Below are 15,178 nucleotides of genomic sequence, written 5' to 3'. Positions count from 1 at the left end.
GCCCTCTCGTTGATCAGCCGTTCCGGTCGAGGGACGGCTTTTTTATTAGGATACGGAAGGCTTTGCATGGCAAAGGAAGAACTCATCACGTTCGAAGGACTTGTGACCGAAATTCTGCCCGACGCGCGCTATCGCGTGCAGCTCGACAACGGGCATGAGGTCATCGCCTACACGGCCGGCAAGATGAAGAAGAACCGCATCAAGACCCTGGCCGGCGACCGTGTGACCGTGGAAATGTCGCCCTACGACCTCGAGAAGGGCCGCCTCATTTTCCGCCATAAGGATTCGAACGCCCCCACAGGCCCGCGTCCCCCGCAGCGCGGCGGCCAGCAGTTTCGGCGGCGTTAAAGGCATCGGACCCGAAAGTGGGCCTGCACTTTTGGGATCGATCCGATGCTCTCTTTGGGCGCGAGCATCGTTGAACGCAGAAAACCGGAATCCGCTTGGTCGCATGATGCGCCGAGCGCCGCCCGGTTTTCCCTCAGGCGACTGCCTTCATCACGGACCGCGTGAGGCGGTCGGCGCCGAGATCCTCGTCCAGATCGGTGAAATGCATCAGCTCGGCCAGCCGGTTGCGGGCACGGTTGACGCGACTCTTGATGGTCCCCACGGCGCAGCCGCAGATCTCCGCAGCCTGCTCGTAGGAGAAGCCGGAAGCGCCCACGAGGAGAAGCGCCTCGCGCTGGTCGTGCGGCAGCCGGGTCAGCGCCTTCTGCAGGTCCTCGAAATCGAGATGCGGCATCTGGTCGGGCTCGACCGAGAGGGTGGCGGCGTACTTGCCGTCCGCATCCTCCACCTCGCGGCGGCGCTTGCGGTATTCGGAATGGAACAGGTTGCGCAGGATGGTGAAGAGCCACGCCTGCATGTTCGTCCCGGGCTGGAAACGATGGATGTTGGAGATCGCCCGCACGAGGGTCTCCTGCACGAGATCGTCGGCACGGTCGACGTTGTTCGTGAGGGAGATCGCGAAAGCTCGGAGGTTGGGCGTCGCCTTGAGGATGGAATCCCGGAGGGTGACGTCGATGGTCATGACTGCTTCTTCTCCGGCCGCTCCTCTTCGAGGCGGTTGATGATCTCGATGAAGCGATCCGGCACCGGCTGCTCTCCGAGCGACAGCGACTCGTAGAACTGGCGCAACCGCTGGCCGAGCTGGGCCTGGACGGTTCTGGTGAGCGCGGGAGACTTCTCGAGACCCGGGACCGGATCTGGATCGGCGTGAGACATGTTCTTGGGACTCTTACTTGCCATCGGGTCATCCGGATCCATAAGGGCTGACGACCTGTCATCAGGGTCGCGCTGACGGCGGCGCCCGATCGCCGAGGGATCAACGCGATCCCTGGTCCGATGTTCCCGTTTGTCGCAGGTCTACGACCCGGCGTGCGGGGGAACTTAATCCTTACCGCCAAGTTTCTCCCGAAGAGACAACCTTGCCCCTTGAGAAGGGGCCGCCGGCCGAGCGCTCTGCGTTCTTCGACGGCTCCTCGCCTCTCCGGGACGGGGCGCCTCTCTGGCTACCCGGACGGGCGGCCGGAGTGATGGACGAGCCGGCGGGAGGGCAACCCCGCGTAAGACAACAAGGACAATCTATCGCCATGAGCACCATTCTTCTCATCATCGTCATCCTGCTGCTTCTGGGCGCCGTTCCGGCTTGGCCCTACAGCCGCGGCTGGGGCTACGGGCCGAGCGGCGTGCTCGGCGTGATCCTGCTCATCCTCATCGTTCTTCTGCTGATGGGTCGGATCTGACCATTCATCGGAAAGCGTGTTGAACCGAATGGCCGGGCATGTCCCGGCCATTTCCGTTTCCCGGGCCGCCGGAGCCCTCATCCGGCAGGGCGTGCTGCGTCGCACATCCCTGGCCCGGAAACGCACCTAGCCTCTCGGGGTCCCTGTCGGGCGGCCAACACGGCAGGGGCCCTTGTCCTGAGAGCGTGTGCAGGGCGAGACTCCCGCCACCCGCTGGTCCCTCGCGGGTGGCGGGTTCGCCGGTCAGCCCCATTTAAGCCCGACTCAAAAAGAAAGCGCCCCCGAGGGGCGCTTTTAAAGGTGTTCGGCCATGGGGGCAGAAAGGCCGAAGTTGTGTATCAACGCCTGTTTTGGGACTTGGTTCCGGTCAAGGTCAAAAAAAATATTTTAATTCTCTGTTAACGCAACATTATCACTTGCGGGTGCGTTCCCAAATCGTATAGGCATGAACCATCCCATGGGGCAGAAATGGGCTGCAGGGTCGCGGACACGGTCGTTTTCAAAGGCCGGACGCGGCCCTTTCTCTTTTGACCGTCCGCTCGGCCGTTCGGTCGTCATCTGCACTATCGTTTCATTCCGCTGCTACCGCTCGCCCTCGGATTCTCCCCACGCGCGATGCTCCGGGCAAAAAGAAAGCGCCCCCGAGGGGCGCTTTATGAAGGTGTTCGGTCAAAGGGGCAGAAGGACCGACGTGAGTTATAAATTCATTCGGGGCGATAATGTTCCGCCACGGCAAAAAAATATCGTTACCCTCCCTGATCCGGGAGTTACGCAGCGGTAGAGCGTTGCGTAAAACGGTCCTGCTCACGGGGGCAGAGTGAGCCAAAGGTCGCGGATACGGTCAGCAGCAAAAAGACCGGACGCGACCTTTTTTCTTGTCCGGACGCCGGGAACCGCGGCGTGCAAGAACCCGCCGACCCGGTCCACGTTCTCCCATCGGGAGGATGCCTCATGCCGATGGCGGTTCAGGCGGGATTGTGGGGCCTGCTCAGCGGCTCGGCCCTCGTGCTGGGAGCGCTGATCGCCTATTTCGTGCACCTGCCGCAGCGCCTCATCGCGGCCGTGATGGCCTTCGGCAGCGGCGTCCTCATCTCGGCCCTGTCCTTCGACCTCATGGACGAGGCCTACCGCACGGGCGGCATCCTCGCCACGTCGGCGGGCTTCCTGGCGGGAGCCGCGGTCTATACGGGCGCGAACATGATCGTGTCGCGCCGGGGCGCGAAGCACCGCAAGCGCTCGGGCCACGCGCCCGACGCCAAGCAGGCCTCGGACGAGGGCAGCGGCGTCGCCATCGCGCTCGGAGCCCTTCTCGACGGCATTCCCGAATCCATCGTCATCGGCGTCAGCCTGCTGACCGGGCAGGGGGTCGGCATCGTGGCCGTGGCGGCCGTCTTCCTGTCCAACCTGCCGGAGGGCCTGTCCAGCGCCGCCGGCATGCGCAAGGCCGGGCGCTCGCCCGCCTACATCTTCGGCATCTGGGGCGGCATCGCCCTGGCGTCGGGCGTCGCGGCGCTCGTCGGGAACGTGGCCTTCGCGGGCACGAGCCCGGCCCTGATCTCCGCCGTCACAGCCGTGGCGGCGGGCGCGATCCTCGCCATGCTCACCGACACCATGATCCCGGAGGCCTTCGAGACCGCCCACGACTTCGCCGGCCTGATCACCGTCGCCGGCTTCCTCGCCGCCTTCACGCTCTCCCGGATCGCTGGCGGCTGACCGGCGTGGCCGCCACGGGACGAAGCGCCTCGTAGACCCGGAGCCAGAACCGCGCCGCGTCGGGGTTCATGTCCCGCTCCTCGAGAAAAGCCCGCAGCAGCGCCTCGGCCCCGGCCTCCTCCCCATAGCAGTCCGCCATCACCCGCACGGCCTGCACCGGATCGAGCCGGCGCCAGAGAGCGGCATTGCGGGAGCGTTTCCAGGATTGGGGCATGGGAGGATGAGCGGAAGGGCAGTGAGCTGATCCCTAATATCCTAAAACGGGATAATTTGAAACCAAAAATAATTCGGCTGTCGGGGCAGGGCAGCCGATGCAGAAATCCATCTACACGCAACAGCACCAGCGTCTGTGCGAGCTTCTGATCGAAGCACGGAAGAAGGCGGGACTTACCCAGGTCGAGGTGGCAGAGCGGCTCGGAAAGCCGCAATCCTTCGTTGCGAAGTACGAAGGCGGCGAGCGGCGGCTTGATGTGATCGAGTTTTTGGCCGTGGCCGACGTCATCGGCGTCGTTCCGGCATCGCTTCTAGACCTCCTTAGAGGGGGCTGAGCAGGCACCGCGGCCGAGTTTCCCCTGGCGCCTATGAGCTGCTGCAGAGCGACAGTGAAGACCTACCGTCCAGGCTTGGATCCAGATCACGGCGAGCCGAGGAAACGTCCCCCGGCCAAGCATTTTAACGGCCTGAAGCCCAATCCTCGTGTAGAATCCAACAGAATGCAATGATATATCAAGCGTAACCAAAAAAGGCCCCGCTTGCTGACCCGCTTCACCTCGCTCACTCCCGTCTCCCGGACCGTTGCGTGCCTCGCCGCCATGGCGGCCGTGGGGGTGGCAATGCTCGTGCGCTATGTGCTCGATCCGCTGCTCGGGGACGAACTGCCCTACATCACGCTTTACCCGGCGGTGCTGATCACCGCCATCGTGGCCGGGGGCGGGGCCGGGATGGGGGCTCTGCTGCTCGGGGCGGCGGCGTCGTTCGGGTTCCTGGCGCTGGCCCACGGCCCGGCGCCGTTTAGCCCGGGCTCCTTCACGGGGCTCGCGCTGTATCTCTTCGGGGGCGGGCTTTCGGTGGCGGCTGCGGCCTCCCTGCGGGCGGCCGCGGCGCGGCTCGAGGTGGCGCAGGAGCGGCTGGTGGCGACCCTCGAGGCTTCGGGCGCCGGCACCTGGCGCTGGGATTTCCGCGCCAACGAGGTGGACTGGGACCCGGCGCTGGTACGCCTTTTCGGCCTCGATCCGGCCAAGGCGCCGCGCAAGCGGATGGATTTCCGCCGCTATGTGCATCCCGACGACCAGGAGCAGATCAACCGCGCCATCGAGGAGGCCATCGAGAGCGGCGGCACGGCCGATTACGAGTTCCGGGCCACCCTACCGGACGGCTCCCAGCGCTGGATGTACACCCGCAGCCGCCTCCTGCGCGACGCTAAGGGCGGACCGGCCCTGATGGTCGGCGCCTGCCTCGACATCACCGAGCGCAAGCGTGCCCAGGAACGGCAGGCGCTTCTGGTGCAGGAGCTGAACCACCGGGTGAAGAACACGCTCTCCGTGGTGCAGTCGCTGGCGCGGCACACCAAGCGCGGCAGCCGGGACCTCGACGGGTTCCACGAGGCCTTCGAAGCGCGCCTCCTGGCGCTTTCCGCGACCCACAACATCCTAACCCGGGAGCTGTGGGAGAGCGCCTCGCTCCAGGACATCCTCAACGCCGAGATGATCCCCTATGGCGGCCTCGACAACGGCCGCGTGAGCGTGTCCGGCGAGCCGATCCGGCTCAAGCCCCAGCAGGCGCTGGGCTTCGGCCTCGCGTTGCACGAGCTGGCCACGAACGCGGCGAAATACGGCGCGCTCTCGGTGCCGCACGGGCGGCTCGACATCTCCTGGCACGCTTTTCACGATGCGATGGGCCAGACGCGGCTCGCGGTCGACTGGGTCGAGCAGGGCGGCCCCGCCGTCGAGCCCCCCAAGCGCCTCGGCTTCGGCTCGCGCCTGATCGAGCGCAGCATCCGCGACGAACTCGGCGGCCTGCTGGAGATGCGCTTCCAGCCGGACGGGCTGCGCTGCTCGTTGAGCTTGCCGCTGTGAAGAGCTGATGACGTGGAATGAATCAGATAAGATGAACAGTAATCGTAAGCCATACCGCTTAGTCCCACTATCAGAGTGTATACTCTATAAGTTATATCAAGCGCACGTCAACGATGATGATAAATCTAGATACTCATTATCAGATATTTGCGAAATGTTCATAGAGAATGTTTCTAGAAATCTCGTTTTAACTGCTTTAGATTTTCTCGTAGGAGATACTTATGACAGAGGAAAGCCTGTAAAGAAATTTGGAAAGACTGGCAATCATACATATTCTATTACCACATACGGAATATTACAGGTCGAGCGTTCACTGAATAGGCGAGACTCTGTAGCAGCTTACTTATATAATAGACCTGATGCGTTTCTCGACGAAATTGCCGGTTTCGAAGGCATTTTCTATACGCCCGAAGAGCGCCAAGACGTAGAATCCTGGTCTCCACTTCAGATTGATTACGAAAGCCCAGATTTCAAAGAAACTCTTAAGGTGCTTGAGGAATCATATGAAGTCATTCGTAGTGACAATGGCTTTGCTGCTCAATATCCAGCGCAAAGAGAAGGTATTCTGAATAGTTTGGACGAAGGTATATCGTGGCTTAAAAGCAAAAGGCCATCACCGCAATTGGTCAGTTATCTTTTAATTAATCCACTCCAATGGATCGCTTCTGCTTTCGGCAAAAGTGCTTTGGGCGAAGCAGGTAAGAGGGCAGCAGAGAAACTCATCCATTTCTTGTCAGGTTTTTTCTGACAGTCTTATGAGATCGGAACAGGTCAACGACCTTTCCGTCCCTTGTATTTCGGCTTCTGCCCGCCGTGGCCTTGGGTCGAGCGGGGCAGCGGACGTTCGCGGAAATTGAGCGGCACCTCCCGGTCCGTGCCGGGCCCCATCTCGTCGAGGCCGGGCTTGCGGATGCGCGTGCCTTCATCGGAGCGGCCCTGGCCCAGCGGCCCGTAGGCGTCCGAATCCTCGTCGCCGGCGCTGGCGCCTTCGCCGGAGGGCGGCAGTCCCTTCGGCGGCAGGTTGGCGTTGCGGCCGTATTTGCGCGATCCGCCGTACTTGCCCGCATCGCGCTCGACATCGGCTTGGCGCGCCATGGGGTCGTCGCTGAGCGTGAGCTCGGTCGCCTGCAGGCGCTTGAGCTCGTCGCGCAGGCGCGCGGCCTCCTCGAATTCGAGGTTGGCGGCGGCCTCGCGCATGCGCTTCTCCATATCGGCGATGACGGCCTTGAGGTTGTGGCCGACGGTCTCGCCCGCCTTCGCCAGACCCGTATCGACGGAGACGTGGTCGCGCTCGTAGACGCTCTCCAGGATGTCGGCGATGTTGCGCTTCACGCTCTGCGGCGTGATGCCGTGCTCGGCGTTGTAGGCGAGCTGCTTCTCGCGGCGGCGGCTGGTCTCCGCGATGGCGCGCTCCATGGAGCCCGTCATGTTGTCGGCGTAGAGGATCGCCTTGCCTTCCACGTTACGCGCGGCGCGGCCGATGGTCTGCACCAGCGAGGTCTCGGAGCGCAGGAAGCCTTCCTTGTCGGCGTCGAGAATGGCGACGAGCGCGCATTCCGGGATGTCGAGGCCCTCGCGCAGCAGGTTGATGCCGATGAGCACGTCGAAGGCCCCGAGGCGCAGGTCGCGGATGATCTCGATGCGCTCCAGCGTGTCGATGTCGGAGTGCATGTAGCGCACGCGCACGCCGTTCTCATGCATGTATTCGGTGAGGTCCTCGGCCATGCGTTTGGTGAGCGTGGTGACGAGCGTGCGGAAGCCCTTCGCCGACAGCTCCTTCACCTCGTGCAGCAGGTCGTCGACCTGGCTGCGCGCGGGCCGGATCTCCACCACCGGGTCGATGAGGCCGGTGGGGCGGATGACCTGCTCGACGAAGACGCCGCCGGTCTGCTCCATCTCCCACTTGCCGGGCGTCGCCGACACGTGGATCGATTGCGGCCGCATGGCGTCCCATTCCTCGAAGCGCAGGGGGCGGTTGTCGAGGCAGGAGGGCAGGCGGAAGCCGTATTCGGCGAGCGTCGCCTTGCGGCGGAAGTCGCCGCGATACATGCCGCCGATCTGCGGAACCGTGACGTGGCTCTCGTCGGTGAAGATGAGCGCGTTGTCGGGCAGGTACTCGAACAGCGTCGGCGGCGGCTCGCCGGGCTTGCGGCCGGTGAGGTAGCGCGAATAGTTCTCGATGCCGTTGCACACGCCGGTAGCCTCGATCATCTCGAGGTCGAACTGCGTGCGCTGCTCCAGGCGCTGCGCCTCCAGCAGGCGGCCCATGCGGACGAGCTCCTGCAGGCGGTGCTGCAGCTCGTCCTGGATGCCTTTCACAGCCTGCTGCAGGGTCGGGCGCGGCGTCACGTAGTGCGAGTTGGCGTAGACCTTCACGAAGGAGAGGTCGTTGGTCTTCTTGCCGGTGAGCGGGTCGAACTCGACGATCGACTCGATCTCGTCGCCGAAGAGGCCGATGCGCCAGGCGCGGTCCTCCAAGTGAGCCGGAAACAGCTCGATCACGTCGCCGCGCACCCGGAAGGTGCCGCGGGCGAAATCGTTCTGGATGCGCTTGTACTGCAGGGCCACGAGGTCGGCGATGAGCTGGCGCTGCTCGATGCGCTCGCCCACCTTCACCGAGAAGGTCATGGCCGTATAGGTCTCGACCGAGCCGATACCGTAGATGCACGACACGGACGCCACGATGATCACGTCGTCGCGCTCCAGCAGTGCGCGCGTCGCGGAGTGGCGCATGCGGTCGATCTGCTCGTTGATGGAGCTTTCCTTCTCGATGAAGGTGTCCGAGCGCGGCACGTAGGCTTCCGGCTGGTAGTAGTCGTAGTACGAGACGAAGTACTCCACCGCGTTGTCGGGGAAGAACGACTTGAACTCGCCGTAGAGCTGCGCCGCCAGCGTCTTGTTCGGCGCGAGGATCAGGGCCGGGCGCTGCGTCTCCTCGATCACCTTGGCCATGGTGAAGGTTTTTCCGGAGCCGGTGACGCCGAGCAGCACTTGGTCGCGCTCGGCCCGGCGCACGCCGTCGACCAGCTCCGCAATGGCCTGGGGCTGGTCGCCCGAGGGCGTGAAGTCGGACTTGATCCTGAACGGGATGCCGCCTTCGGACTTGTCGGGGCGCGGCGGGCGGTGCGGCACCCAGGGCTTGCCGTCCTTGAAGCGCGGGTCGCCCTCGGTCAGCAGCTTCGTCAGCGCGTCCACCGTGGCCGAGACGCCGTTCACGCCAAGGGGCCCGTTCTCGCCCAGCTCCGCGGCCACGTCCGGTCCGTCGTCGGGACCCTTGAGGCCGAGCTTCTTGGCCAGCGCCGGATCCACATCGGTCACGTCGCCGTGGACGAAGGTCTCCTGCGCGCGCTCCGCGAAGCCCTCCGCGGCCTCCCGCTCCCGGTTCACCGCCGGGTTGAGAAGGTCGGCCAGATAGGGATCCAGCGGCTTCAGCTCAGGTTTGGACGCCTTCCCGGTGGAAAGCTTGGGCTTCTTGGGTGATTTGGCCATAGAACGAATATGGTACAAAGATGCCGGATTGGGAAGGGCGCCCCGCTGCGTCACGAACCGTCATCCGGCCGTCATGCGACCGGCGCAATACGGCCTCGCTTGTCCGATCACTTCGCGAGGATCCCATGCCCCGTCGTCTCGCCGCCGGCGCCCTGGCCGCCCTTCTGTCCGCCACGGCGCTGAGCGCCTCCGCGGCCGAGTATTTCGACCGCATCGCCAGCTTCCCCATCACGGCCAACCTGCCGGCCGACGCCGATCCCAAGGGCGAAACCGTGGCCGAGATCATCTCGGCCAGTGAGGACGGCCGGCTCCTCGTCTACACGGACAGCCCGCGCAAGGCGCTCGGCTTCATCGACATCGCCGACGCGGCGCAGCCGAAGGCCGCCGGCATGCTGGCGCTCGGCGGTGAGCCCACCTCCGTGAAGGTCGTGGGCGGCCGCGCCTTCGTGGCGGTGAACACCTCCGAGAGCTTCACAAAGCCTGGCGGGAAGCTCGTGCTGGTCGATCTCGCGGATCGCTCCATCGCGGCCGAGTGCCCGCTGCCGGGCCAGCCTGACTCCGTCTCGGCGAATGCGGGCGTTCTCGCCATCGCGATCGAGAACGAGCGCGACGAGAAGCTGAACGACGGCGCCCTGCCGCAGCTTCCCGCCGGCGCCCTGGTTCTCGGCACGCTCGACGGCGACCGGCTCGACTGCGCCGGGCTAAAGACCGTCGCGGTGACCGGCCTCGCAGCGGTCGCGAGCGAGGACCCGGAGCCCGAGTTCGTCGACGTCTCGGAGGACGGCAAGGTCGTCGTGACCCTGCAGGAGGACAACCACGTCTTGGTGGTGGACGGAAGGTCGGGCAAGGTCGAGGGGCATTTCCCGGCCGGAGCGGTCGATCTCAAGGCCATCGACACCAAGCGGGACGGCAAGATCGAGCTGACCGGCTCCATGGACAAGGTGGCCCGCGAGCCCGACGCGGTGCACTGGATCGATAACAGCCGCTTCGTCACCGCCAACGAGGGCGACTGGAAGGGCGGCTCGCGCGGCTTCACGATCTTCAACCGGGACGGCTCCGTCGCCTACGAGTCCGGGGCCAGCCTGGAGCACGAGATCGTCGCGCTCGGGCACTACCCGGACAAGCGCAACAAGAAGGGCGTCGAGATCGAGGGCGTCGAGGTCGGCACCTTCGGCCGCGACCGGCTGATCTTCGTGGGATCCGAGCGCGGCTCGGTCGTCGGGGTCTACCGCGACACGGGCACCGCGCCCGAGCTCGTCCAGGTCCTGCCCACGGGCCTCGGCCCGGAGGGCTTGCTCGCCATTCCGGGCCGCAACCTCTTCGTGGCGACCAGCGAGACGGATCTCCATGGCGACGGCGGCGTTGCACCCCACGTCATGATCTATGAGCGCGCCGAGCGGCCCGCACCCGCCTATCCGACGATCCGTGCGGCCAAGGACGGCAAGGGACTGCCCATCGCCTGGGGCGCCCTGTCCGGGCTCGCGGCCGACAGGAGCCAGGCCGGAAGGCTCTACGCGGTCACCGACAGCGTCTACAGCGCCGCGCCGCGCATCCTCACCATCGACGCCACCGCCAAGCCCGCCACCATCGTGGCCGAGACCCTCGTGACCCGCAACGGCGCGGCGGCCGAGAAGCTCGACCTGGAGGGCATCGCAGTCGCGTCCGACGGCGGCTTCTGGCTCGCCTCCGAGGGCAATCCCGAGAAGGGGCTGAAGAACCTCCTGATCCGCACCGACCGGAACGGCGTGATCGTCGAGGAAATCCCCCTTCCGGCGGGTCTCGAGGAGGGTGCGAAGAACTACGGCTACGAGGGCGTCACGGTGACGGGCTCGGGCGCGGACGAGACCGTCTGGCTCGCGGTGCAGCGCGAATGGGCCGACGACCCGAAGGGCTTCGTGAAGCTCCTCGCCTACAAGCCCGCCGACAAGAGCTGGGGTGCGGTGCGCTATCCGCTCGACAAGGCCGGGGCCGGCTGGATCGGCCTGTCCGAAATCACGGCCGTCGGCGACCGTATGATCGTCATCGAGCGCGACAACCAGATCGCCGAGAAGGCGAAGGTGAAGAAGCTCTACGCGGTCGCGGTGGCCGACATGAAGCCGGTGCCGCTCGGGGGCGAGCTGCCGGTGGTGAGGAAGACGGAGCTGCGCGACCTGCTCCCCGACCTCAAGGGATCGAAGGGCTACGTGCTCGACAAGGTCGAGGGCTTCGCGGTGGATGCGGCCGGCAACGCCTTCATCGTCACCGACAACGACGGCGTCGACGATTCCTCGGGCGAGACCCTGTTCCTCAACCTCGGCAGGCTCTGAGCGCCTGCTGCCGTCGCGAACGAAGGGCCGCGTTCCGGGCGGCCCTTTTGCGGTTCAGTGGGACGGCTCCGCGGCTTTCCTGCTCGAGCCCCGCAGGCGCCGCGCGACGGGCGCGAGGACGTAATGCACCAGCGGGATCAGCACGGCGCCGACCACGAGCCCGAAGAGGCCGGAGGCGGCCGCCGACACGAGCCATTCCACCAGTCCGGCCATGGCTGGGACCGCGTGGCCCGCCGTGGCCGCGACGTCGTGCACACCATGGCCGATCGCGGCGAAGCCGAACTCCTCGAGCCCGTGGATGATGATGCCGCCGCCGACCCAGACCATGGCGGCGGTGCCGAGGATGCCCAGCACCTTGAGAAACACCGGCATGCCCTTCACGAGGCCGCGTCCCAGCGCCTTCGTGAGCGGCGCGAGCGCCCGGTCGGGGCCTGAGGGCTCCCCGTTGCGCAGGAGGCCGGAGACCGGCCGGTCGCTGCGCGCGAGCGCCATGCCGGCATCGTCCGCCTTCACGATGAGCGCCACGCCGCCGTAGACCAGGAGCGTGATGCCGATGCCGACCACGGCCAGCACCACGGCCTGGCTCCAGAACGAGAGCTCAGGGATCGTCGCCAGGGAAATCGCCATGATCTCGGCCGAGAGGATGAAGTCGGTCTTGATGGCGCTGGCGACCTTCTCGTCCTCGACGCTGCGGGGCGCGTGGGTGGCCTCGGCCACCGCGGCCTCGTGGTCGTGCGCCTCATGGGGCAGCAGGGCCTCGAACACCTTCTCGGAGCCCTCGTAGCAGAGATAGGCGCCGCCGAGCATGAGGAGCGGCGTGATGGCCCAGGGGGCCACGAGGCTCAGGATGAGGGCGGCCGGCAGCAGGTAAAGCAGCTTGTTCTTGAGCGAGCCCACGGTGATCTTGCCGATGATCGGCAGTTCCCGGCTCGCCGCGAAGCCCACCACGTAGCGCGGCGTCACCGCCGCATCGTCGATCACGATCCCGGCCGCCTTCGTGCCCGCCTTGCCGGCCTGCGCCGCCACGTCGTCCAGCGACGCCGCGGCGACCTTCGCCAGCCCCGCGATGTCGTCCAGAAGGGCGATCAACCCGATGCTCATGGGTGCTCCTGTTCAAGCCGTCCTCAGGGAGCACCTATAAGGAACCTCCCGCCTGCGACAAAGCCCCGGGAGGGGGAGGGGTTTCATCGGGAGGGCTATTCCTGGGCCTAACCCAGGAGCTTGGTGCGCATTTGCGCCCAGACCTCTTTTCCGTCGATCATCTTCTCGGCCATTAGGAAGAGGCCTTTGCCTCCGCTCAAACTCTCCCACAACCGCCCGACGGTCCGCTTCTCGTTGGTATTCTTGTTGCCTTCGTCGGCAAGATGCGCCCCTTTGTACTCAACGACGAAAAGCCGTCCGTCATTCAGCAGAGCCACGAAGTCGGGGTAAAACTTGCCGGAAGCAAGGGGGAGCCAAAAGGCATTCGGATGTTGGCTCACATTCCGGATCCAATATTTGACTTCAGCGAGGCCATCCAAAGCCTGAGCGCATTTCAACTCATCACCTTGTTCCGTCCCGTCGAAGGCAGGCACGTTGTCGGGCCCGAGGAAATGCTTGTTGGGCCGCCAGCGCCCTCGATAGGTCCGCTGGTCGCCGAACATGCCGTCCCGGAAGATGAAGGGGGTGTCGAAGGTGATGCTGGCCTTCGCCTCGGGCGCGAAGAGATAGTGCGAATAGGCTTTCGCCTGCTCGGCCCGGCGGGCGGCGCCAATCACCGATTTAAGCGCACTGCCGAGCAGGAACTTGGCTCGCATCAGATGCGAGATAGGAATCCCGCGCACGGCCGTCAGGTGCCCGATGCAGTCGCGCACCCAACGGAGAAGCTCGGAAGGGTGGATGTCCTGCTCGTGCAGCCGACGTTCGAGCCAGATGGCCAGGTTTTCCGGCGTCCAGCCTTCGACTTCGATGTTCAGGGAGAGCTGTCTGGTCTCGTCCGCGTTCCGCAGCTTGAGGTCGCCGTCGATAATGTCGATCTCGAACCCGTGAGCCGTGTCAGGGATGGAGAAGACCCTTTCGTCGAGCCGGGCCGGATGGTCGAGGAGCGACCATTTGTGGTGCTCCATGAGCGTTTCGGTCTCGACGAAGACCAACTCGCCCTGGATCTCGCTCACGAGGCGCGGAACCGTGAAGACCTCGCCGCGCTCTGCGGGTGACAAGAGCGGCATGATCTCGGCATGGTAGGCCCGCGCCGCCTCCGCGAAGCCTGTCCGCTCGGATGAGGGCACCGCCTCGGCAAGGGCCTGCTCCACGTCCGGCGCAATCCGGCCCGTTACGGCAATCTCGACCCGGCCGCCCTCGGTCTCGCTCAGCGTGACGCCCTGGATCGCCGCATCCCTGACGGCGGCGTAGAGGGCAGGGGAGGCCGGGACGCTGTAGCGGAAGGTCGGCTTCGGCTTCTCGCGCGGCGCGAAGAGCCCGGTTTCGTCGAAATGGCCCTGCGCCGCCTCGATCATGTCCGGTGCCTCGTCCTCCCGGAAGCCCATGTCGGTGAGCTTGTCCACGAGGGCGTGGGCGGCCGCCGCGAAGCTCGTTTCCGACACATGCGCATAGGCCTTGTTCAGCTCGGGCGCCTTGCGGCGCTGCGCGTAGGGCATCCGCAGCACGCGGCCCAGGAGCTGCTCCACGTCGATGGCGCTCTGGATGCGCGAGACGGAGCAGAACACGTAGGCGAAGGAGCAGTCCCAGCCCTCCTTCAGGGCCTCGACCGTGATCACGTATTCGATCCGGCATTGCGGATCGAACAGGTCGACGCCGTCGAGCTCGCGCTGGTCGCCGGTCGCGATGGCGATGCGGTCCTCGGGAATGTGCTCCACCTCGACCAGGTGCTTCTTCAGTGCCTCGACGGTGACCTCCTGGTCCTTCGGCTGCGCCTGAAAGAGAACGATGGGACGAAGGTACTGGTTCTCGCCTCTGGCCGCCTCGTCAAGCTGCGCTCGCGTCGTGATCGCGCCGTTCACGGCACCCTGCCAATCCTTGTGCTCGGCCAGGACGATCGGCAGCTTGATCATCTCCTCGTCCTTCAGCTCCTGCGCCGACACGCCGTGCAGGATGTTGGAGCCGAAGCGGGGCGTCGCGGTGAACTCGATGATCGCACACGGATTCACGCGTGCCTGCATCTCGCGCGTCAGCCCGGTGATCGCGTTGTGTGCCTCATCGACGATCATCAGGGGGCGGTGGACGTGCAGCAGGTTCGCGAAGGAGAACGCGATGCTGCCGCTCTCCATCCTCTCCAGCCCGTGCGCGTGCGGCGAGATGCCGGAGAAATGCGGCTCCATGTCCTCGTTGTGCGCGTAGACCCGGCGGCCTTCCGTGTTGGACACGCGCAGGGTCTGAATGGTGCCGACCACGATGCAGAGGTTGTCGCGGATGTCGTGCGGGCGGATATGGGTGAAATCTGCGATGTCGAACACGCGCACGCGTCCATCGAAGGCCTCGTCTAGCACGCGCCGGTAGGGATGGCGCGGGTTCTTGAGGGCGTCGGCCGTCTGCAACCGAATGGTGTTCGACGGAACGAGCCAGAGGACGAGCGGAAAATCCTTCTCGATCCAGGCGTCGCGCGCCACCGCGACCGTATGGGCGCCGAGGATCGTCTTGCCGCCGCCGGTCGGCAGGCGCAGGCACACATAAGGCGTGCCGGGCAGGGCTTCCAGCGCCTTGTATGAGCCGACGTAACGGCCGAGGCGCTTGGACTGCTCGGGCTCCTGCGTGACGGCGTCGTAGGCGCGGGCCGGTCCCGTCATGCGGGCGGTTTCGAGAAAGCGGCGCAGGACGTCGAGCGTTTCGGCCTGATAGGTCTTGAGCTTCATGG

General features: G+C 65.3%; 13 protein-coding genes. 7 read left to right on the top strand and 6 right to left on the bottom strand.

Features of this window, described 5'->3' with window-relative positions:
* The first annotated feature begins 66 nt into the window (after positions 1-66).
* A complete protein-coding gene (gene infA, locus DES45_RS11180) occupies positions 67-348 on the top strand; it encodes a translation initiation factor IF-1 (RefSeq protein ID WP_114770094.1) in 282 nt (93 codons plus the stop codon).
* A 133-nt stretch (positions 349-481) separates the two neighbouring features.
* Here the strand turns inward: infA and DES45_RS11175 are convergent, their stop codons facing one another.
* Together DES45_RS11175 and DES45_RS11170 are read right to left on the bottom strand one after the other, a co-directional pair.
* Positions 482-1,030 (bottom strand): sigma-70 family RNA polymerase sigma factor, encoded by a 549-nt coding sequence (locus tag DES45_RS11175; protein WP_114770093.1) that lies wholly within the window; start codon positions 1,028-1,030, stop codon positions 482-484.
* Positions 1,027-1,248 (bottom strand): NepR family anti-sigma factor, encoded by a 222-nt coding sequence (locus DES45_RS11170; protein ID WP_147282389.1) that lies wholly within the window; start codon positions 1,246-1,248, stop codon positions 1,027-1,029. The genes DES45_RS11175 and DES45_RS11170 overlap by 4 nt, the downstream gene beginning before the upstream one ends.
* Before the next feature lie 344 nt (positions 1,249-1,592).
* Here DES45_RS11170 and DES45_RS11165 point away from each other — a divergent pair, with 344 nt between their 5' ends.
* Together DES45_RS11165 and DES45_RS11160 are read left to right on the top strand one after the other, a co-directional pair.
* On the top strand, positions 1,593-1,745 hold the full coding sequence (locus DES45_RS11165; protein WP_173949327.1) for a DUF3309 family protein: 153 nt from the start codon (positions 1,593-1,595) through the stop codon (positions 1,743-1,745).
* 951 nt (positions 1,746-2,696) lie between these two features.
* Positions 2,697-3,458, top strand: coding sequence for a ZIP family metal transporter (locus DES45_RS11160; protein ID WP_114770091.1), 762 nt, complete (start codon positions 2,697-2,699; stop codon positions 3,456-3,458).
* Here the strand turns inward: DES45_RS11160 and DES45_RS11155 are convergent.
* Complete coding sequence (locus DES45_RS11155) at positions 3,430-3,672, bottom strand: hypothetical protein (protein WP_114770090.1); 243 nt, start codon at positions 3,670-3,672, stop codon at positions 3,430-3,432. The two genes, DES45_RS11160 and DES45_RS11155, sit on opposite strands and share 29 nt — an antisense overlap.
* Positions 3,673-3,769: 97 nt before the next feature.
* On the opposite strand from DES45_RS11155, the gene DES45_RS11150 reads away from it, so the two are divergent.
* The 3 genes from DES45_RS11150 (at position 3,770) to DES45_RS24765 (ending at position 6,281) form a co-directional block, all read left to right on the top strand.
* Positions 3,770-4,006, top strand: coding sequence for a helix-turn-helix domain-containing protein (locus tag DES45_RS11150; protein ID WP_114770089.1), 237 nt, complete (start codon positions 3,770-3,772; stop codon positions 4,004-4,006).
* A 204-nt stretch (positions 4,007-4,210) separates the two neighbouring features.
* Positions 4,211-5,533: a sensor histidine kinase gene (locus tag DES45_RS11145; RefSeq protein WP_114770088.1), complete on the top strand. Its 1,323-nt coding sequence runs from the start codon at positions 4,211-4,213 to the stop codon at positions 5,531-5,533.
* Between the two features lie 7 nt (positions 5,534-5,540).
* On the top strand, positions 5,541-6,281 hold the full coding sequence (locus DES45_RS24765; RefSeq protein ID WP_147282388.1) for a hypothetical protein: 741 nt from the start codon (positions 5,541-5,543) through the stop codon (positions 6,279-6,281).
* 23 nt (positions 6,282-6,304) lie between these two features.
* Here the strand turns inward: DES45_RS24765 and uvrB are convergent, their stop codons facing one another.
* A complete protein-coding gene (gene uvrB, locus DES45_RS11140) occupies positions 6,305-9,022 on the bottom strand; it encodes an excinuclease ABC subunit UvrB (RefSeq protein ID WP_114770087.1) in 2,718 nt (905 codons plus the stop codon).
* Between the two features lie 125 nt (positions 9,023-9,147).
* Here uvrB and DES45_RS11135 point away from each other — a divergent pair, with 125 nt between their 5' ends.
* Positions 9,148-11,328 carry an esterase-like activity of phytase family protein gene (locus DES45_RS11135; RefSeq protein ID WP_114770086.1) on the top strand — a complete coding sequence of 727 codons (2,181 nt, stop codon included), beginning with the start codon at positions 9,148-9,150 and terminating at the stop codon, positions 11,326-11,328.
* A 54-nt stretch (positions 11,329-11,382) separates the two neighbouring features.
* On the opposite strand, the gene DES45_RS11130 is transcribed toward DES45_RS11135, so the two are convergent.
* Both DES45_RS11130 and DES45_RS11125 read right to left on the bottom strand, forming a co-directional pair.
* Entirely contained in the window at positions 11,383-12,429 is a 1,047-nt protein-coding gene (locus tag DES45_RS11130) for a DUF808 domain-containing protein (RefSeq protein WP_114770085.1), read from the bottom strand.
* Between the two features lie 107 nt (positions 12,430-12,536).
* Positions 12,537-15,176, bottom strand: a complete 2,640-nt coding sequence (locus tag DES45_RS11125; RefSeq protein WP_114770084.1) for a DEAD/DEAH box helicase — start codon at positions 15,174-15,176, stop codon at positions 12,537-12,539.
* Positions 15,177-15,178: the final 2 nt, after the last annotated feature.

The organism is Microvirga subterranea (genome assembly GCF_003350535.1).
Taxonomy (GTDB): Bacteria; Pseudomonadota; Alphaproteobacteria; order Rhizobiales; family Beijerinckiaceae; genus Microvirga; species Microvirga subterranea.
Note: the sequence above shows the minus strand (reverse complement) of the source record. Positions and strands in the feature narration are given on the sequence as shown.

Excerpts from the sequence above, each read along its gene's own strand:
- infA (WP_114770094.1), top strand. The coding sequence starts at position 67 with ATGGCAAAGGAAGAACTCATCACGTTCGAAGGACTTGTGACCGAAATT.
- DES45_RS11175 (WP_114770093.1), bottom strand. The coding sequence starts at position 1,030 with ATGACCATCGACGTCACCCTCCGGGATTCCATCCTCAAGGCGACGCCC.
- DES45_RS11170 (WP_147282389.1), bottom strand. The coding sequence starts at position 1,248 with ATGGCAAGTAAGAGTCCCAAGAACATGTCTCACGCCGATCCAGATCCG.
- DES45_RS11165 (WP_173949327.1), top strand. The coding sequence starts at position 1,593 with ATGAGCACCATTCTTCTCATCATCGTCATCCTGCTGCTTCTGGGCGCC.
- DES45_RS11160 (WP_114770091.1), top strand. The coding sequence starts at position 2,697 with ATGCCGATGGCGGTTCAGGCGGGATTGTGGGGCCTGCTCAGCGGCTCG.
- DES45_RS11155 (WP_114770090.1), bottom strand. The coding sequence starts at position 3,672 with ATGCCCCAATCCTGGAAACGCTCCCGCAATGCCGCTCTCTGGCGCCGG.
- DES45_RS11150 (WP_114770089.1), top strand. The coding sequence starts at position 3,770 with ATGCAGAAATCCATCTACACGCAACAGCACCAGCGTCTGTGCGAGCTT.
- DES45_RS24765 (WP_147282388.1), top strand. The coding sequence starts at position 5,541 with ATGACGTGGAATGAATCAGATAAGATGAACAGTAATCGTAAGCCATAC.
- uvrB (WP_114770087.1), bottom strand. The coding sequence starts at position 9,022 with ATGGCCAAATCACCCAAGAAGCCCAAGCTTTCCACCGGGAAGGCGTCC.
- DES45_RS11135 (WP_114770086.1), top strand. The coding sequence starts at position 9,148 with ATGCCCCGTCGTCTCGCCGCCGGCGCCCTGGCCGCCCTTCTGTCCGCC.
- DES45_RS11130 (WP_114770085.1), bottom strand. The coding sequence starts at position 12,429 with ATGAGCATCGGGTTGATCGCCCTTCTGGACGACATCGCGGGGCTGGCG.
- DES45_RS11125 (WP_114770084.1), bottom strand. The coding sequence starts at position 15,176 with ATGAAGCTCAAGACCTATCAGGCCGAAACGCTCGACGTCCTGCGCCGC.